Annotated in this window: 24 protein-coding genes; 13 read left to right on the top strand and 11 right to left on the bottom strand. The window is 36.5% G+C overall.

The window, feature by feature from the left end; translation table 11 throughout:
* Positions 1–6 precede the first annotated feature (6 nt).
* A complete protein-coding gene (locus tag CER22_RS08325) occupies positions 7–486 on the bottom strand; it encodes a YbaK/EbsC family protein (protein ID WP_048542306.1) in 480 nt (159 codons plus the stop codon).
* A 74-nt stretch (positions 487–560) separates the two neighbouring features.
* On the bottom strand, positions 561–1115 hold the full coding sequence (locus CER22_RS08320) for a histidine phosphatase family protein (RefSeq protein WP_088080791.1): 555 nt from the start codon (positions 1113–1115) through the stop codon (positions 561–563).
* Positions 1116–1249: 134 nt separating this feature from the next.
* On the opposite strand from CER22_RS08320, the gene CER22_RS08315 reads away from it, so the two are divergent.
* Positions 1250–1693 (top strand): hypothetical protein, encoded by a 444-nt coding sequence (locus CER22_RS08315; RefSeq protein WP_088608550.1) that lies wholly within the window; start codon positions 1250–1252, stop codon positions 1691–1693.
* A gap of 23 nt (positions 1694–1716) precedes the next feature.
* Here the strand turns inward: CER22_RS08315 and CER22_RS08310 are convergent, their stop codons facing one another.
* Positions 1717–2532 carry a YhfC family intramembrane metalloprotease gene (locus CER22_RS08310; RefSeq protein ID WP_116868002.1) on the bottom strand — a complete coding sequence of 272 codons (816 nt, stop codon included), beginning with the start codon at positions 2530–2532 and terminating at the stop codon, positions 1717–1719.
* 99 nt (positions 2533–2631) lie between these two features.
* Between CER22_RS08310 and CER22_RS08305 the strand changes: the two genes are divergently transcribed.
* Entirely contained in the window at positions 2632–3363 is a 732-nt protein-coding gene (locus CER22_RS08305) for a MerR family transcriptional regulator (RefSeq protein WP_088608549.1), read from the top strand.
* 30 nt (positions 3364–3393) lie between these two features.
* On the opposite strand, the gene CER22_RS08300 is transcribed toward CER22_RS08305, so the two are convergent.
* Entirely contained in the window at positions 3394–3972 is a 579-nt protein-coding gene (locus CER22_RS08300; protein ID WP_088608548.1) for a YhcN/YlaJ family sporulation lipoprotein, read from the bottom strand.
* Between the two features lie 142 nt (positions 3973–4114).
* On the opposite strand from CER22_RS08300, the gene CER22_RS08295 reads away from it, so the two are divergent.
* A complete protein-coding gene (locus tag CER22_RS08295) occupies positions 4115–4399 on the top strand; it encodes a YutD family protein (protein ID WP_370512873.1) in 285 nt (94 codons plus the stop codon).
* A gap of 45 nt (positions 4400–4444) precedes the next feature.
* Here the strand turns inward: CER22_RS08295 and CER22_RS08290 are convergent, their stop codons facing one another.
* The 3 genes from CER22_RS08290 to glpX form a co-directional block, all read right to left on the bottom strand.
* A complete protein-coding gene (locus tag CER22_RS08290) occupies positions 4445–4942 on the bottom strand; it encodes a cytoplasmic protein (protein WP_088064724.1) in 498 nt (165 codons plus the stop codon).
* Between the two features lie 370 nt (positions 4943–5312).
* The gene (locus CER22_RS08280; RefSeq protein WP_000392614.1) at positions 5313–5579 is read right to left on the bottom strand and encodes a DUF3055 domain-containing protein; all 267 of its coding nucleotides are present in this window, start codon (positions 5577–5579) and stop codon (positions 5313–5315) included.
* A gap of 16 nt (positions 5580–5595) precedes the next feature.
* Positions 5596–6567 (bottom strand): class II fructose-bisphosphatase, encoded by a 972-nt coding sequence (glpX, locus tag CER22_RS08275; RefSeq protein WP_000439090.1) that lies wholly within the window; start codon positions 6565–6567, stop codon positions 5596–5598.
* Between the two features lie 147 nt (positions 6568–6714).
* Between glpX and CER22_RS08270 the strand changes: the two genes are divergently transcribed.
* The 4 genes from CER22_RS08270 to CER22_RS08255 all read left to right on the top strand — a co-directional run bounded on the left by CER22_RS08270 (position 6715) and on the right by CER22_RS08255 (position 9389).
* Entirely contained in the window at positions 6715–7155 is a 441-nt protein-coding gene (locus CER22_RS08270; protein ID WP_064476290.1) for a DUF86 domain-containing protein, read from the top strand.
* Between the two features lie 86 nt (positions 7156–7241).
* On the top strand, positions 7242–7874 hold the full coding sequence (locus CER22_RS08265) for a helix-turn-helix transcriptional regulator (RefSeq protein ID WP_060488135.1): 633 nt from the start codon (positions 7242–7244) through the stop codon (positions 7872–7874).
* A gap of 108 nt (positions 7875–7982) precedes the next feature.
* The gene (locus CER22_RS08260; RefSeq protein ID WP_002096233.1) at positions 7983–8747 is read left to right on the top strand and encodes a TIGR01457 family HAD-type hydrolase; all 765 of its coding nucleotides are present in this window, start codon (positions 7983–7985) and stop codon (positions 8745–8747) included.
* A gap of 111 nt (positions 8748–8858) precedes the next feature.
* Positions 8859–9389, top strand: coding sequence for an iron ABC transporter substrate-binding protein (locus CER22_RS08255; RefSeq protein ID WP_087986025.1), 531 nt, complete (start codon positions 8859–8861; stop codon positions 9387–9389).
* A gap of 33 nt (positions 9390–9422) precedes the next feature.
* Here the strand turns inward: CER22_RS08255 and CER22_RS08250 are convergent, their stop codons facing one another.
* Positions 9423–10004, bottom strand: a complete 582-nt coding sequence (locus CER22_RS08250) for an NAD(P)H-dependent oxidoreductase (protein WP_088608546.1) — start codon at positions 10002–10004, stop codon at positions 9423–9425.
* A 220-nt stretch (positions 10005–10224) separates the two neighbouring features.
* Between CER22_RS08250 and CER22_RS08245 the strand changes: the two genes are divergently transcribed.
* The 3 genes from CER22_RS08245 (at position 10225) to CER22_RS08235 (ending at position 14553) form a co-directional block, all read left to right on the top strand.
* Positions 10225–11013 carry an ABC transporter ATP-binding protein gene (locus tag CER22_RS08245; RefSeq protein ID WP_088608545.1) on the top strand — a complete coding sequence of 263 codons (789 nt, stop codon included), beginning with the start codon at positions 10225–10227 and terminating at the stop codon, positions 11011–11013.
* Positions 10997–13570 (top strand): FtsX-like permease family protein, encoded by a 2574-nt coding sequence (locus tag CER22_RS08240; protein ID WP_142293448.1) that lies wholly within the window; start codon positions 10997–10999, stop codon positions 13568–13570. The genes CER22_RS08245 and CER22_RS08240 overlap by 17 nt, the downstream gene beginning before the upstream one ends.
* A 503-nt stretch (positions 13571–14073) precedes the next feature.
* Positions 14074–14553, top strand: a complete 480-nt coding sequence (locus tag CER22_RS08235) for a GNAT family N-acetyltransferase (protein ID WP_088608543.1) — start codon at positions 14074–14076, stop codon at positions 14551–14553.
* Between the two features lie 23 nt (positions 14554–14576).
* Here the strand turns inward: CER22_RS08235 and CER22_RS08230 are convergent, their stop codons facing one another.
* Positions 14577–15068 carry a phosphatidylglycerophosphatase A family protein gene (locus tag CER22_RS08230; RefSeq protein ID WP_000665100.1) on the bottom strand — a complete coding sequence of 164 codons (492 nt, stop codon included), beginning with the start codon at positions 15066–15068 and terminating at the stop codon, positions 14577–14579.
* Positions 15069–15188: 120 nt separating this feature from the next.
* Between CER22_RS08230 and yutH the strand changes: the two genes are divergently transcribed.
* Entirely contained in the window at positions 15189–16190 is a 1002-nt protein-coding gene (yutH, locus tag CER22_RS08225) for a spore coat putative kinase YutH (protein WP_000581274.1), read from the top strand.
* A gap of 60 nt (positions 16191–16250) precedes the next feature.
* Here yutH and CER22_RS08220 read toward each other — a convergent pair whose 3' ends face one another.
* Both CER22_RS08220 and CER22_RS08210 read right to left on the bottom strand, forming a co-directional pair.
* Entirely contained in the window at positions 16251–16466 is a 216-nt protein-coding gene (locus CER22_RS08220) for a hypothetical protein (RefSeq protein WP_001125489.1), read from the bottom strand.
* Positions 16467–16781: 315 nt separating this feature from the next.
* Complete coding sequence (locus CER22_RS08210) at positions 16782–17018, bottom strand: NifU family protein (protein WP_000431158.1); 237 nt, start codon at positions 17016–17018, stop codon at positions 16782–16784.
* A 206-nt stretch (positions 17019–17224) separates the two neighbouring features.
* Here CER22_RS08210 and CER22_RS08205 point away from each other — a divergent pair, with 206 nt between their 5' ends.
* Together CER22_RS08205 and CER22_RS08200 are read left to right on the top strand one after the other, a co-directional pair.
* Positions 17225–17533, top strand: coding sequence for a YuzD family protein (locus tag CER22_RS08205; RefSeq protein ID WP_088608542.1), 309 nt, complete (start codon positions 17225–17227; stop codon positions 17531–17533).
* Positions 17534–17584: 51 nt separating this feature from the next.
* Positions 17585–18379 carry a nucleotidyltransferase domain-containing protein gene (locus CER22_RS08200; RefSeq protein ID WP_088608541.1) on the top strand — a complete coding sequence of 265 codons (795 nt, stop codon included), beginning with the start codon at positions 17585–17587 and terminating at the stop codon, positions 18377–18379.
* The last annotated feature ends 19 nt before the right edge of the window (positions 18380–18398 follow it).

Below are 18398 nucleotides of genomic sequence, written 5' to 3'. Positions count from 1 at the left end.
TAATCATTAGCTCTCTTTTTGTTTATATTCTAAAACAGTATTTGGGCATGTTAATAAGATTTTCTTTAATTCCTCTGTGGATAATTCAATTGTAAATTCAGGTACACCAGGTGTAATTAAAATTTTATCGTAAGCATAAATAGCACTATCCACAATAATCGTTACATTTTGTGAATAACCGAAAGGAGCTACACATCCTGGAGTACAGCCTGTTTCTTCTCTTAGCTCATCAGGAGAACAGAGAGATAAGCTTTCTCCTGTTATTTCTTTCATCTCTCCTCGGTTGAGCCTTGTACCCTCTAACGTAAAAAATACGTAATAATCTCCAGACTTTGATTTTAAAAATAAGCTTTTACTTGGAGTGCCGTGTAAGCCAAGCCTTTCACGTACGATACGATCTGTTTCATAATCGAGTACTGGTTCGTGTTCAAACTTTTCGTAAGAAGCATTTGTTTTATGTAGTAAAGCAAGTACATCTTCGTACATATGGAGTGATACCCCTTTCTATTGTTAGTACAGTTTCTTCTCGTGGCGTCAACTGAATGTGTTGGAAAGAGATATTACTTGGACGGTGCTTCCCATAATCGTTTTAGGATACATTGTTTATCGAGTGTAATTTCGTAAATATCAGGATTCGTTAAAGCTCTCCATTCAATAAAGCCGATCGTATGATCAAAGTGCTTTAAAATGAGCGTCAGTAAGTTGCCGTGTGTAACAAGTAGTGTTGTAGTATGGTTTAACTTTAAAACGTCTTGGATAAGTGATATAGCACGATCCGTCGCTTGTTTTGTTGACTCTCCGCCTGAAAAGGCGATATCTATATTTGTAAAAGTAGATTCTAGTTTTTGCAACCAATCATCCATTGGAACGTCGCTTAATATGCGTTCAGCTAATCGTTCATCTTCTTGGATAGACAAGTTAGCTTGAAGCGCATAGGGCCGAATAGAATCGATAGCTCGCACAAATGGGCTTGAAATAATATGATCTATTTGTGATTGGTTTTCTAAGAGGAATGTAGCAAGAGTGTTTGCTTGATTTTTTCCTGCAATCGTTAATTCGGCATCACGTTCTTGTCCAGTTGCTGAACAATGTCGTATTACAATCAATTTCTTCACAATTCATCCCCATCTTTCAAGTTGACGCTATATACTTCGACAAATGTGGGAAAAATTCCTTTTTATTGGAAACGGCATATTGATTTAAATATGTGGAAAAGTAATGTGGATAAATGAACATTTGAGGTGTAATGATGAAAAAAATGATATGTATTATATTCGGTCTTTGTTTTTTTATACACTTGTCCACAACATATGCAGAATCCAATCAAAAATTAAATTATCCAAGCAATCGAAATAAATCATTTGTGAGTGAAGATGTGTTTTACGAACAGTTAGATAAGAAAATCTATAAAGAATACAACAATGCAGCATATAGCGTTCGAAAAAAGATTTTATTTAAAGAAGTGCCGGATAAAGAATTTTCTTTCAGAAAAAAAGCAGCCGTGGGTTGTCGTAGTAGCGTGGTACTTCAAGATTTTTTTGTTCACCCTGATCGCCAAGTTTATTTTTTTGCTTCCTTTTCTCAAAATGAAGCAGAAGAGTTTCATAAGTACATTGTTATAGATGCAGAAACAAAGAGGGAGCTGCAAGAGGGCAAGAGTTATCATCATTGCAAAAATCGTGGTAAAAAATAACCCACCAGCTGGTGGGTTATTTTTTATTCCGGTACACTCATTAATTTCTCTTTCATTTTACGAATAAGAATGACAGCACCAATTGTGAAGAGAAGGGTAATTCCTTCTGCAACAAAGATGTTAATTGTTTTTGTTTGATAAAGTGCCGCGAAAAAGTCTACAAATGCGTGGAATAATATAGCGTAAACAAGGAAGATATATTTCTTCTGTTTTACTGCGTATAAGACAAGCATTGTAAAGGCAATTTGCAATACAAGAGCCATAATTCTTTCCAAGCTGCCAAGGAAGTATAAATAAGCAGGTTGTTCTATTAACATATCCTTTACAAGATTTAATTGTGGTAGTTTTTCTGCCATTTGAGCGAAGCTACCATTGTTAATAGCATTAGCGAATATAAGTGTCTGCAATGCAGAGAATCCGCCAACTAAAATGGATTCAATCCCGCCGTGACCAATTCCATAAGCGAAGCCATCTTTATATTCTAGATATTTTTTTAGTAGGAAGAAGAAGGCAACGAAGCGTCCTAATTCTTCAAAAATACCAGCAGTTAGTCCGCCATAAATTGCAAAGACAAACGGATTTTCTAAAAATGGAGCGATTGCTGGATTACCACGCATAAATAGGTGGAACGGTGTTTCGAGAATTTGGGTAAATCCAATAAAGATAAGAACACCAACGCCGACCACTTTCCAATTAATATTATATTTTTTACGGAAATAAACAAACGCAATAATAGGTACCAGAATCGAAATCACAAGTTGAATTGTGATACTGGCAATTACCGTACTTGAAACCATACTTTCACCGCTTTCTAATATATGTACATATCTATTATGCATGAAATATAGTGGAGATGAAACTTTTAACAAAAAATGAATTTACTTATTGACTCTAACGTTGCGTCATACTTTATCGTATGTATTAAGGGGGAGATACACATGACAATGAAGGTAAAAGAAGTAGCTAATTTAGTTGGAATTAGTGTGCGCACACTGCATCATTACGATGAAATTGGGTTGTTAACCCCAGACGAGACGACAGAGTCTGGATATCGTCTGTATTCCAATAAAAATTTAGAGACATTGCAGCAAATTTTATTTTTTAAAGAGCTAGGCTTCCCTTTGAAGAAAATTAAAGAAATTATCATGAGTCCATCATTTGACCACGAAGAAGCACTACAGCTTCATAAGAAAATGCTTCTTGAAAAACGTGCCAGATTAGATAAGGTGATTGCGACAATTGATAAAACAATTCAGCATACAAAAGGAGAGATTGAAATGACGAATAAAGAGAAATTTGAAGGGTTCGATTTCAGCCATAATCCGTACGAAGAAGAAGCGCGTGAACGATGGGGAGACGCAGCTGTAGATAAGGCTAATGAATACGCGAAAGGTATGTCAAAAGATAATCAAGAAGAGTTTAATACTATTTACAGAAATTTAGCGGCGCTTAGACACGGCGCACCAGATTCTAAAGAGGCACAAGAAGCAATTGGAGTATGGTACGATTACTTGCAAAACTTCGGAGAATATTCATTAGATGCTTTTAAAGGACTCGGTCAAATATACGTCGCTGATGAGCGCTTCACGAAAAATATCGATAAGTTTGGTGAAGGTTTAGCACAGTTTATGTGTGATGCGATGGAGGTTTATGCGGATCGTAAGAAATAGTAAAAAAGGTGGAGGTTTTCTCCACCTTCTTTATTTTTTAATCGTATCATTCAAAGTCTGATCCCCCGTATTGTTTAAATGAGGATTTTTGCTCATTTCTCGCTTTAGCATGTCGAGGCTCTGTGTATATTCTGTATCATTTAAGCTACCTGATTGAAGGCCTTGAATTTGAGAAATCAACTTTTGGTCTGTTGATACATATGCTTTATAATAGCGAGGGACGATGGACAAAGCAGCTTTATATACTTGATCTGCTACGAGTTTTGGATCCGTTGTGTTTGCACGGTATACAACAAATACTTCATCATCGGTAACGAGCGTAGCAGCGTTTGTAACGTCAGGAAGTTTGACTGTCATGCTTGTAATCATTTCAGCGACTTTCTCACGGTTAATGGCTCCTACTTGTTTGTTAGATACTTCATGTTTTTGTTTAGATGAATAACCGACTCTCGTTAATCGTGTATTTGTATTTTCCGTATGATACATGTCGTTTTTATTGGAAACAAGAACACGACTTCCTTCCTCACGTTCCATTTCGGCTTTATTCGTTGATTGACAGCCTGCGAATAAGGAAAGAGTGAGGAGAGAGAGTATAATTTGTTTTTTCACGATGTATCACCTCCTTCTCCATAGCATGCACTAATTTTCAATTTTTTGTATTTGAAATTGTTGGTTGGTATGCTTTGTGATACGATAAAAAGAAGAATGCTTAGAGAGGAAGTTAATGATGGAGCAAAAGCAAGAGCAAGAGATGCATGCTACGGTGAGCATTAATAATGTTCAGTACGAAGTAATTAAAAACTTTCGTGACGGTTTTAATGAAGAAGCATTTAAAGAGCGTTATGCAGAAATCTTAAATAAATATGATTACATCGTAGGGGATTGGGGTTATGAGCAACTTAGATTGCGCGGTTTCTTTGATGATAGTAATCAACGTTCGACATATGATACGAAAATTAGTACGTTAACGGAGTATTTATACGAGTACTGTAATTTCGGTTGTGCACACTTCGTATTACGAAAAGTGAAGAAATAAAAAAATCCTCTTACGATTGTAAGAGGATTTTTTGCATATTTTCGCTTATAAACAAATCGAGATATGATCGCCTTCAGAAAGTATTGTATTTGGTTTCATTTGTTGTCCGTTCAATTGAATATCCCCATTTTTAATTTTATCCACAATGCGTGTACGGCTCCAGTCGGAAATATATGTGGATAAGGCTTTATCCATTCGGTGGGAACCGAAAACGATATCTAATACGATCGTGATTTCGGCTATGCCGTTTTCTTTATGTTGCGTAATGGAAATGGTAGTAGTTGTTTCTATTTGATCTTGCTGCGTCATGTCGAATGTTTCAACGTGATCAGTGAATGCTTTATAAATACGAAGCTTTTGATTCCACGTATGATCTTTCGGACATTTATAAATGGCAAAGCGGTATATATTTTTTCCGTTGGCGTTATGCCTACGAATATTCGTGTCAGTAAATAAGGTAGTGCGTCTGCAATTTTTACAATACTTTTCGATTGTGTTTTGCTCATTTTCATATAAACTCCAAGAAAGTTGTACTTTCTGCATTTTCCTTCACCTCTTATAGTAGTGGTAAAGGAACGTAATACAGCTATTTGGATGTCTTGTAGTATGAAGACATGATAAAAAGACAAAAATAAAAGGAGATTCCCTTAGGAACCTCCGTAAACATCATACTACAGATGCGTTACGTTCCTTTGTAATGGGAATGGGCAGACTACTCCCTTGAAAAAGCACGGTGCTTTTTTGAGAGTAATGCTATCCAATTGCTGGTCCATTACAAAGTAAATGTTGGCATACGTAGATAACGTCCTTTCTATCCAAATAGATTTATTCTTAATTATAACATATAAGATTGAAAATTCAAAATACTCGAAGCGAAAAAACACCAGCTAAAATAGCTGGTGCCTAAGATAAATTATATAAGTTCAAATAAAAATGAGCGTAATTCTTCTGCAATTTCTTCAGTCATAGAAAATGCATGCTCTAAGTAGCCTGGTTCGTTTAAATCGTCAGGACCGATGATTGCAAATCTATTGCGCTGTATATCAAGGACAATTGTTTTACCGTAATGACGATCGGAGTATAAAAGCGCTAAATCATGACGCTCATTTTCTCCCATAAAGCTAACGAAACGAGTTCTTGTAGCGACTGTATCGTCGTACAGAAAGAAACGTTCTTCCATACACATGGCTCCTTTATTAAATATCTAAGTTTAAGTGTGGTTTATGATCTAAATGGTGATGCGTTTTAATGAATCGTACCGTTCTTGTTTTGTAACGCATAACGATAGAATATGTTTCAGCTAGATCTCCGCCAAGGAATTTAACACCGTCTAATAACTCACCAGCAGATACACCAGTTGCTGAGAAGATTGCATCATCCCCAGATACTAAGTCATCTAACATAAGAAGTTGACGAGGATCTTCTAATCCCATTTCACGACAACGAGCTTCTTCTTCTTCGTTCATTGGAACTAAGCGAGCTTGCATTTCACCTTCAAGGCATTTTAATGCTGCTGCAGAAATAACACCTTCTGGAGCTCCGCCAATACCTACGAATAAATCAATACCCGTTCCAGGTAGTGCTGTTGCGATTGACGCACCAACATCACCATCACCAAATAATTTTACGCGTGCACCTTTTGCACGAACACGGTCAATAATATCTTGATGACGTTCACGTTCTTGCACGATAACTGTTAGATCGCGAATCTTTTTATTGTTAGCTTCTGCTACAATTTCAATTGTTTTTTCAATTGGATCATCTAAGCTAATTTTACCAGCTGCTTTTGGACCAACCGCGATTTTTTCCATGTACATATCAGGAGCATGAAGAAGGTTTCCTTTATCTGCGATTGCGATAACTGCCATTGCATTTGCAAGACCTTTTGCAACGATGTTTGTACCTTCTAATGGATCAACGGCAATGTCTACTTCTGGACCGTTACCTGTTCCTAGTTCTTCACCAATATACAACATCGGTGCTTCATCAAGTTCTCCTTCACCAATTACAACTGTACCTGCCATGTTTACTGAATCAAACATATCACGCATTGCTGTAGTTGCTGCATCATCTGCTTCGTTTTTCTTTCCGCGGCCCATCCACTGTGCGGATGCTAATGCTGCTGCTTCTGTTACACGGACAATTTCTAGTGCGAGTTCACGTTCCAAGATTCCATTCCTCCAATTTCAAAAATCATACAAATATAACTATAACAAATAACGGAGAAAAGGTGAATTCGAAAAATTGTCGATTTTTTCAGAAGAAAGCGTTACAATTAAAATGTAAATGCTTTAATTTCCAGGTAGGTGACATTCATGTATTTTGTAGACAGAAAGAAAATAGAACAAATGCTAGTATGTTTAGAACGAGCAACAAGTACATTTCAAGAGAAAAAGATATATGAAACCGAGTTTGAATTTTACGCATTAGAACGTATAGCTCATCTAATTATTGATTGTGTATTAGATGTAGGGAATGCGATGATTGATGGATTTATTATGCGCGATCCAGGAAGTTATGAAGATATTATCGATATTTTGATGGACGAGCGAGTGATAAGTGCAGAAGAAGGACGAGGAATGAAAGAAATTATCCTTCTTCGAAAAATGCTTACGCAAGATTATATTCAAATGAATCATGATGAATTATATAAGACGATTCAAAAACATATTGCAGTGGTAGAGAAATACCCAGCAAATATTCGCAGTTATTTAGAGAAGGAATTAGGACCTGTATCTGCATTTGTACCAGAATAATTATGCTTATAAGATCCCCGGGACTGCCTTTTGGGGATCTTATATTGTATGTGAGAAAGTAAAGGGAAAAGGGAGAAGGGTTAAGCATGGGGGAAGCACGTACGACGAAAGATGAAATTGTACAATTGTTGAAAGTTAAGGGAGAGCACACAGTAGCGGAACTAGCTGACGTTTTAGAGATTACAGAAATGGCGATCCGAAGACATTTAAGTAATCTTGAGAAAGATGGTTTCATTTATTCTAAGATGGTAAGACAACATGTCGGAAGACCAACTTATTTATATGGATTAAGTGAAAAGGGAGAAGATACATTCCCGAAGGAGTATAAGCAATTTGCGATTGATATGCTAGAAGATTTAGCTCGAATGGGTGATGAAAAAATACTTCGTTACGTTTTAACAGAGAGAACGAAGCGAATGGAAGAACAGTTGCAAAAACGAGTGAGTAATCAAAAGAATTTAGCATTTAAAGTGCAAGAGATAGCGGCTATGCAAGAGAAAAATGGTTATATGGTTCAAATAAAGAGAGATGGGGAGAACTCTTTCGTAATTGAAAAACAAAACTGTCCGTTAAAAGAAATTGCAGAGAGATTCCCGCAAGTATGCGAAGATGAAAAAGAGATGTATAATCGTTTATTTGCAGGAGCAGATGTAAAGACGTTAGCAAACATGTGTGAGGGCGATTGTAGTTGTTCTTACCAAGTAAAAGAGAAAAAATGAACGTTATGGGGCGCTTTTAGGTAAAGCGTTTTTTTCTTTGGAAAAAGCGGGTAATATAAGAGTGGTATGATAAGGTGAGAACGTTAGCATAGAAGGAGAGACATAATGATGTATAAAGGTTACTTAATTGACTTAGACGGTACGATGTATCGCGGAGAAGAACAAATTGAAGAAGCGAGCGACTTCGTAAAAGCATTAGGAGAGCGCGGCATTCCTTATTTATTCGTTACGAATAATTCAACGCGTAAACCAGAACAAGTGGCAGAAAAACTTGTTCGTTTCGATATTCCAGCGGAAGCAGAGCAAGTATTCACAACGAGTATGGCGACAGCGAACTTCATTTATGAACGTAAACAAGACGCAACTGTATATATGATTGGTGAAGAAGGCTTACATGATGCACTTGTGGAAAAAGGATTTGAACTTGTGGATGAAAATCCTGATTTCGTTGTTGTTGGTTTAGATCGTGACATCACATATGAAAAATTAGCAAAAGCTTGTCTTGCTGTGCGTAACGGCGCAACGTTTATTTCTACAAATGGAGATATCGCCATTCCGACTGAGCGCGGATTATTACCAGGTAACGGTTCATTAACATCAGTTGTAACAGTATCAACAGGCGTGGATCCAATCTTTATTGGAAAACCAGAATCAATCATTATGGAACAAGCGTTAAAAGTGCTTGGTATAGGAAAAGATGAAGCATTAATGGTTGGGGATAACTACGATACAGACATTTTAGCGGGAGTAAATGCTGGCATGCATACCCTTCTTGTCCACACTGGAGTCACAACTGTGGAGAAGTTAACAGAATATGAAGTACAACCAACGCAAGTTGTGCATAACTTGACGGAGTGGATTGAGAAGATGTAATGAAATGCAGGTAACCGGAATAGGTTACCTGTTTTTTTATGCATAATTGCATATTCGCCGTTGTTATATAAAATGTAAAATTTATATGTAATGATACAAGGGGGAATCAGAGTGTACTGGATGTCATGTATTATGTTTGTTTTTACATTATGTGTTTTGTTTTTTGTTCTATGGAAGATATATAAAATAAATGAAATGAAAAAAAGCTCAGGAAAACTCATTGCAATGTATCCTCGGGTGAAAAGACGTTGGATTGCATTACTTGGACCAGCATATTTCATTGGGCAATGTATGTATATATATGCTCAGTACGTAAGTGGCGATATTGATACAGTTGAACAGTTTCTCATTCAGCTAGGTATTCATGCTGTAGCAAGTTGTTTTATGACTTTAATAGCTATCCATCTTATTAAAAGTGTACAAATATATGAAAAAGGTGTAGTAGACGGATTAAACTTTTATTCATACGAAGAATTAAAAGGCTATAAAACATCAACATGGGAAAATCCAAAAGAAAATATATTTTTATATCGCGGGCGAGAAAAAATGAATGACAATGTAAATTTACTTATTAGACAGGAAGATATGAATGAATTAGAAAGCATTCTTCAAAGATATATTCCGAAATTAATGATGAAATAAAAAAACTCCGGTTTTAACAACCGGAGTTTTTTATTAGAATGCACGATTCACAACATCTTTAACTTCTTCAAGATATTGCTTACGCACACTGTTATCCACAGAAGGAACACTCGTATAGAATGTATGCTCAATTGTTTCAATACCTGTAAATTCAAAAATACCAACATCTGCTGTTTTCTTCATTGCTTCAAACATACCGCCTGCTGTGTATGCTTCTTTCGTATTTCCCATTGTAGATAATAGTAAGCCTTTTTTACCGCTTAATAACTTTTCAATACCATTTTCACCGTAAGCATAAGCGAAGCCGTGGCTAAATACACGGTCAACGTATCCTTTTAAAATAGCAGGAAGTCCCGCCCACCAAACTGGATAAATGAATGTAATGCTATCCGCCCAAGAGATATGCTCTTGCTCTTCTTTAATATCTTCTGGTGTGTTTCCTTGAGAAAATGAGATGAAATCGGAAGCGTCTAATACTGGATTGAAGTTTAACTCGTATAGATCGCGAACGCGTACTTCATGACCTTTTTCTTCTAATTCACTTTTTACCGTTTCTAAAATCGCATGGTTAAAGCTTTCTGTATTTGGGTGTGCATAAACGATTACATGTTTCATTGCTCTTCCTCCTATTTGTGGATAGTTTTTTATTTATGTAACTATTATGGTTACTTCTGTTGTGAGAGTCAACTTTTTTGACGTGAGAAATAAAGCGAAAATGTAATTAGCTAATATGGGATACATGTTAGTATGTGACAAAAAAATACAAAAAAGTAGGGATTTTGCATTCTGAATAGAATATATAGATTGATAAATAGAGAGAGAAGGGGATATGGGGATGAATATTATTGAAATTGAAAGGTTAGAAAAATCGTTTGATATTGGGGATAGTAAAGTAAAAATATTAAAAGGCATTAATCTTCAAATTCAAAAAGGAGATTTCGTCTGTATTATGGGGGCTAGTGGATCGGGTAAAACGACCTTACTTCAGTTGTTAGGTGGATTAGATATTCCGTCAGTAGGTAGTATTCGAGTTGACGGTACAGAGATATCAACATTAAAAGAAAAAGAGCTAGCTTTATTTAGAAGGCATAAAATCGGTTTTATTTTTCAGCAGTTTAATTTGATTCCAGTGTTTAGTGCAGAAGAGAATGTAGGGTTACCGTTACTGTTAGATAATGTCTCGCAAAAGAAGGCAACGGTGACAGCAACTCGTTTATTAGAACTTGTTGGATTGAAGGGAAAAGAAAAACATTTACCAGCACAGTTATCAGGCGGGCAACAGCAAAGGGTTGCGATCGCAAGAGCTTTTGCAAATGAGCCGGCTATTATATTAGCTGATGAACCAACAGGGGCATTAGATTCGGAAAATAGTAAAAACATAATTGCGGCACTTCGCAATGCGTGTGATGAGTTAGGGCAAACAGCTGTCATTGTAACGCACGACCCGTTCGTAGCCGCTCATGCGGATAAAGTTGTTTTCTTATTAGATGGTGAAGTGATTCATGAACATGCTGAAAGTAAAGGGTGGAAGTTTCGAAATATCCCGCAACAAGTTACTCACATTCAAGAGATTATGAATCACCACTTTAAAGTAGGGGGTAAAGGTGATGCGATGGGTAATTAAGTATGCAGTAAAATCGATGAAACAAAATTGGCTGCGAAATATGTTGATTGCTCTCGGTGCAGCTTTAGGTGTTATGTTAGCGACGATGTTATTGCTAGGCAATCAATCAGTAGAGAAAAGCGTAAAGGAACAAGTAGTAAGTCGGTATGGAGATTATAATTTGCAATTTGGTTATATAAAAAATGATATGTATTTAAATAATGAAAGTTTAAAAGGAATAGATGGCTTAGAAAATGCTGAAAAAATATCAAAAGTACTTATACCATATCCTTTTCCAAATTATAAAGAGTTATCTGGAAAACCGTCTTATTGGGGTGTTGAGCAAGATTCTCCAGAAATGCATTCTTATAAAATAGTAGAAGGTCGATATCCGAAAGAAGGGGCTGAAGTAGCACTGACAAAAGGGTATACAGATCGTGAAAATATAAGGGTAGGAGATACGATCAAATTGCCATTCCCGCAGCATGGAGAAAAGAATGTGAAAGTCGTCGGCATTTTAAATCCGCCGTTAATGGCAGCGATGGGGCATAGTGCTTATTTTCCAATCCATTGGCTTCAAAAAGAATTAAATCTATCAAATCAATTCAATCTCGTTCAAGTGAAAACAGCTGATGTAAATGTGAAAAGAGCAATTGCTCTTGATGTAAATAAGAAGATAGAAAATATAAAGGTAGATCAACGTACTTATGTTGATAAGGCATTTGAAAGACTAAATGTAATGAAACCGTTAATTTTTAGTTTAGGTGGTATTGCCTTATTTGTTGTAGCTCTTTTAATAATGGGAAGTTTCTTCTTATCTGTTAGAAGTCGATTTAAGCAGTGGGCATTATTACGTGCGCTCGGTAGTAACCCAAATCAAATTATATTAGTCGTTTTATTAGAGGCTTTATGCATCGGAGCAATTGGATCGCTAGCAGGAGTTATTCTGGGGGCAGGTACGCAAACAATCGCCGCATCTTTTATTAACAAATGGGTGAATATTGAGGGGGCAGGGAAAGCATCATTCTCAATCTCAGGTGAGGTTCTACTCATTACGTTTTTACTAGGGATTGTTATGTCTGTCATAGGAGCTATTATACCAGCTTTCATGGTTAGAAAGATTCCACCAGTTCAAGCACTTCGCCCAGGTCTTCCTAGTAATGAGAAAAAAGAAAAGAGATGGAGTGCTTTTAGCCTTAGCATTTTACTCATTGGTACTGTTATTGGACTAGCAGGTAACGTATTAGAGCAGTATATCGGTTTTAATCCAAGTGCGATAGGAGCGCTGTTATTTGCAGTTGGTTTGTTATTGGCGATTCCGTTATTTATTCGCGTAATAGCACCAGTGATTGCAAAACCGTTCCAAATGATATTACGAATTGAAACGACGATTAGTAGCCGGAATGTAATTCGTTATCGGAATAAGGCAGCTGTGTCGGTTGCTATACTAGCATTTGGTTTTATGTTAGCACTTGTTGGAACGATGTATGTAAATTCTATGTATGAAGGTATGAAAAAAGGGTTACAAAAACATTTACCAGCGGACTTAGTAGTAAGAATTCCAGTAGAGTCGCAAGGAATAGAAACATTACCGTTTAGTTGGATGGAGAAGGTTAGAAAAATTGATGGTGTGGAATCGAGTGTTGGGAATGCTACTGACTTTACAGCAAAGCTTGTGAATTATGACTTTAAAAAAGCGAATCAAGAGTGGTATGAATTTATGAAAAAAAACAATTTGAACTATGATTCAATGGAAGTTGTAGGTAACGATATTGTAGCGTACCAGAAAGTAACAAAGGCGAAAGTGATTGCAGGACAACCTTTAAATAAGCCATTACAAGATGGTGAGGGAGTCATTACGAAAGAAGTGGCTAAAAACTTAGGGCTTCAGTTGCATGATACGGTTGACGTACAAGGAAAAGGGAAAGAAAAACAAAGAATTAAAGTCGTTTCGATTATTGAGCAAGGATTAAGGTTAAGGAGTTTGGATATTTTTGTGAATGAACAATGGGCTCGCGATAAGTTTCACGTACAAGGATATGAAGCAATTCAAATTATGATTAATTCTAATCAATCATTTGAAGGGATTAAGAAGCAAGTAAAAGAAATTACAAAGAATAAAGAGAATGTAGAAGTTATAAACAGTTATGATTTATTGAAAGAACAAGAGCAGTTATTATCGCAAATGATGATGTTAATTCGCTTGTTAGTTGTAATTGTTTTCATTATTTCTGGCATAGGATTAATGAATGCAATTGTCGCAAGTTTGCATGAAAGACGTGCTGAAATTAGTATGATTCGTGCGGTAGGAGCTATTCCGAAGCAAATGAGAAGGATCGTTTTATTAGAGGGAACTTTACTTGGAGCGATAGCTGGTTGTATCGGAATTTTTGGTGGGATTATGTTTAGCTATATCGTGTTATCAAGCTTAGAGTTAACGGTTATTATTATTCCGTATAATCAAGTTGTCATACTGGCTCTAGCTAGCGTGATGCTTGGAGCGGGGGCAGCATTGATTGCGTCATTACAATTAAGAAAGTTTAAATTAAGTGATACTTTAAAGGAGTTATCAGCATAAAAGATTGCTATACCCCACTCATACAAAGAACAAAGAAAACAAATAAAATAATAACAATACCAATGCCGAAGTTAAATACGAGAGTACTATCCATATTATGTAACCTCCTTGTTTGAAAGTAAAAAGCACTCTAGCCAAGAGTGCTTTTTTTATTTTGAGTCTACTTCACAACTTTTAGAAAAAGATTCATGTGTGTAAAGAGTTACGTTATTTTATGTATTTATACTTTTAAATGAGTAAGTCCTTGTAAGATATAAAAAAAAGACACTCTTTTGAGTGTCTTTCATGATGACAAAATGTGCCAATTGCTTGAGTTTGATAAGGCGCTAATATCCGTTTTAACGCCTTTTCTTTGATCAAGAAGTGTAGCAACAGCGATTCAAATAAATTGTACCATTTGATTTATAGGTGTGCGTATGCAATTGTGCATATTCCTATTAGAGGGAAATGAGGCACGAAAAATGAATGAGTATATATAGAATATTCGATTAGGGGAGAGAAGGATGAATATACATAAGTTAACGGTAGAAGAAGCAAATGAGATAAATACGTGGGCGTATGAAGAACCTTATGATTTGTATAGTTTTTCAGGAGAGGAAGAAGCGATAGAAGAATTATTAGATGGGACGTATTACGGTTGTTGTGACGATAAGGGGGAGTTTATCGGCTATTTTTGTTTTGGGGAAAATGCACAAGTGCCAGGGGGAAGAGATGCTCATTTATATGATGGAGAAGATGTAATTGATATCGGACTTGGCATGAAGCCAGCGTTAACAGGGAAAGGGCTGGGAAAAATGTTTTTTCAAGCGGGGATAGCATTTGCTGCGAAAGAATATAAGCCAAAAACGTTCCGACTTAGTGTAGCGACATTTAATACAAGAGCGATTACGCTATATAAAAACATAGGTTTTCAGCAAGGTCCTATTTTTTTGAGTCGCGGAAGAGAATTTATGCTCATGAAATATGAAAGACCGTCAGTATGAAACTGACGGTCTTTCATGTTTTATTATTCCGAATGCTCAGCTCTGTGTGCTAAACGGCTTGAAGCAGCGGCAGCGATCCCGCCAACGATATCATCAAGGAATGTATGCACCTTTCCAGATGATTTATCATTTAAGAATTCTAAAATACCAGGTTTTAATTTATCGATATATCCAAAGTTCGTGAAACCGATAGAGCCGTACACATTAACGATAGAAAGTGCGATCACTTCATCAATTCCGTATAAGCCTTCATCACGTTTTACGATATCTTGTAACGGCTCACTTAACATTCCTTTTTCAGCAAGGACATCGAGTTCGATACCAGTAATCAGTGCGTTTTGTACTTCACGTTTTGATAATACACGCTCAACGTTATAACGGCATTCTGACATCTCTAAATTTGGATGATATTTTTTTTGAAGAAAATGAACAAGCTCAGCAATATCGTCAATTGTTACACCACGTTCTTGTAATAGTTGTAATGCTCTTTCTTGTAGTTGATTTGATTCTTTCATGTTTATCACCTTTTTTTCTTTTTAGTATTTGTATACGTTTCGTTGCTTTATCATGTGCATAGGAATGAAAGGCGAGCACAAGCTCATATATATAAAGAAAAACCATAGGTGGCGACTGCGATGATTCATCATATTTATGAGCATTATCATATGCATGTTAAAGAATTAATCCCCCTTGGCCCCTATAAAAGCTTTTGGATTCGCAACAAAATTTATGTACTTGTTCCAATTGGAGAAATGGAGGAAGAAGTACTTGTAGAGATGAAAAAGCTCAGTGATTATATGAACCAGCAAGGGGATATAACTGTAGCGACTTTCGTTCCGACTATACACGGCTACTATGTAAGTGAGATAGAAGAACAAAATTACTGCTTATTAAAAGGTATGCGTGCGTTAGAACGACATGCTACATCATTAGGAAGTGAGCTTTCTATATTCCATAAACGAGGTGCATTCTTTCCAGAAGAAATCGAGCAATTAAGCCGCATAGGCGAATGGAAAGCGTTATGGGAAAAAAGGCTCGATCAATTAGAAAAGTTTTGGCAATCACAAGTGATGAACCACCCTACAGACGTATTCGATCAATTGTTTATTGAATCCTTCCCGTATTACTTAGGAGTTGCAGAAAATGCAATTCAGTATGTTGTCGATACAGAGATGGATGATACGCCGCAAATGACTGATGCAGCAACAATTTGCCAAGAACGATTCACACCCTTATTATGGCATCAAACGAAGCGCCTCAAACTTCCTTTCGATTGGGTGTATGATCACCCAACTCGAGATATGGCAGAATTAATCCGCTATATGATGATAGAAAAAAAGAAAGACTGGGAGCAAACAATCGTTCAATTTGTTACAGATTATGAACGGAATTATTCGCTATCCTCATTTGGTTGGCGCCTATTATTTGCAAGGCTCCTGTTTCCGCTTCACTACTTTGAAACAGTCGAACGATATTACCAAACGGGAAATGAAGAACAAAAAAGCATATATAGAGATCGCTTAGAAGCCATTTTACACGATGTGAACCGCTCTGAGCAATTTATGAAGCACTTTTATGGCTCACTTCGTTTACCAGTCGATAAGTTAGGGATTAGGAAATTAGATTGGCTATCTTAAAATATAAAAAAGAGACCGATTGAGGTCTCTTTTTTATATATCACAATTGTATGTAATACATTATGCCCCTACCTGTTGATCTGCACATATATTTAAAATGAATTGATGTCTTTCGATTTTTTCATTTACTTTACTCAATAATTCTTGCTGAATTTCTTTAAATAAAAATTGATAGCTCGCATTCCATGTTGGTATAACGGATGAAAGGTCTAATAAATACTCTTTTTTCTTTTCTAGTTCTTGAATTGTTAAGAAAGTGTTCCCCATTTTTGGCATGTGTCGTCCCCCTATGTTTTTTACTTTTATATGTGTGAACGATTCTATAGTATTAATTATCTCACTTTTTGAGAAGGATTTCCAATTTTGTTTTATGATGTTAAAGGAGAAGTGTTTTTTGAATAAAAAAAGAGACCCAAATGGGTCTCTTTCTAGGAAGCGATTCTGAACGAGCCGCTTCTGCTTTTAGATTAATATCTAGCTCCAGCGGCTAGAACAGTCGGCCATTTCGCGTCTTCCTGTGAGGCAAAAAGCGCCTCTTCGTCAGGAGCTCCAATGACCTCCTGTTCTGAACGAGCCGCTTCCGCTTTTAGATTAAAATACTTGTTCTACTTCAATAACGCCTGGTACTTCTTCAAGTAATGCGCGTTCGATACCAGCTTTTAGTGTGATTGTAGAACTTGGGCAGCTTCCGCAAGCACCCATAAGGCGTAATTTTACGATACCTTCTTCAATGTCTACTAATTCAACGTCTCCGCCATCGCGAAGTAAGAATGGACGTAATTTATCTAATACTTCTAGTACTTGTTCTTCCATATGTGGGTTTTCCATTTTTATCGACTCCTTTCATCAGTTTTATTATAATCAAGATAGAGGGGAAAATCTATTTTTTCTGTTCTTGTTTTAATGTCGAAATTTTTTATCATGTTTACAACGTGTTTTTTCAGTATAGGGGTATGGAATAAGTTTGTAAAATGATGTGCTTATGTACTAAGACATCTGAATATACTGTTGAAACAAGAAGTGGGGGAAAAGAAATGGTTAATGTGCAAGTGTATGGGACGAAAGTAATTTGTGCGAGCTGCGTTGGAATGCCATCTTCAACAGAAACATTTGAGTGGCTACAAGCGGCGATTGGTCGTAAATATGAAGGACAAAAAAATAAATTTAATTTCGAGTATATTGATTTTCAAGAAGAACAAGAAGATGAAGATAAAAAAGCATTCGCAGAGCGCGTAGTGGAAGAAGATCTATTTTATCCGGTCGTTCTTGTAAATGGAGAAATTGTTGGAGAAGGAAATCCTCGTTTGAAGGATGTTTACGAAGAAATCGAGAAATATTTATAAAACAGGAAGCCTTTGCGAATTTGCGAAGGCTTTTTTTATGGAGGGATAGATGTGAAAAATGGAGTGAAGCATGCGTTACCAACAGAAGTACGACAGTTAATGGAGCGGTACACAGTAGAATTAAAAGAAATTTTTTTAGATGAAAAAATAGTCGGGGTATATATTTACGGCTCCATCGCACTCGGTGCATTTCATGCAGAAACGAGCGATGTTGATTTTATTACAGTAATAAGTGATTCCGTGAATGAAGCTGAAAAACAGCAACTTGTCGAACTTCATAAGAAAATTAGTGGTAGTACGTTAGGTAAGAGAATGGATGGTATGTATATTCCGCTTGCTGATTTAGGGAAATACAATGATGAAATGAATGAGTACGTGTATTATGCAGATGGTAAAGCGAATGTAGGTCATTGGGATATTAATGCGGTCACATGGTGGACATTGAAAAATCAAGGTATTACAGTTACCGGGAAAGAAGCGGAAGATCTTCCGTTTCAAATAAGGTGGGACGATGTAGTCAATACGATGAAATACAACGTAGAACAGTACTGGAGTGAAAAAGCGAAGCAGCCGTATTTATTTTTCATAGAAGAGTGGGTAGAATCAGCTGTCGTTACGATGGGCCGTATTTTATATACACTAGATCATAAAACAATCGTTTCAAAAGATAGTGGATTGCAATACTTGTTAGAACGTTCAGGGGAAGAATGGGAGCTTTTATTAAAAGAAGTAGCGAGAATACGGCAGAATCCAAAAGAAAAGCGAATGCTCTCAAGGTGGAGAAGGGCAGATATGACGAGGAAGTACTTATTGCATTTAATTGAAACATGTAGAGAGAAATGGTAGGGGAAAAACCGACGATACA

The sequence above is a fragment of the Bacillus sp. K2I17 genome (genome assembly GCF_002209985.1).
Taxonomy (GTDB): domain Bacteria; phylum Bacillota; class Bacilli; order Bacillales; family Bacillaceae_G; genus Bacillus_A; species Bacillus_A wiedmannii.
Note: the sequence above shows the minus strand (reverse complement) of the source record. Positions and strands in the feature narration are given on the sequence as shown.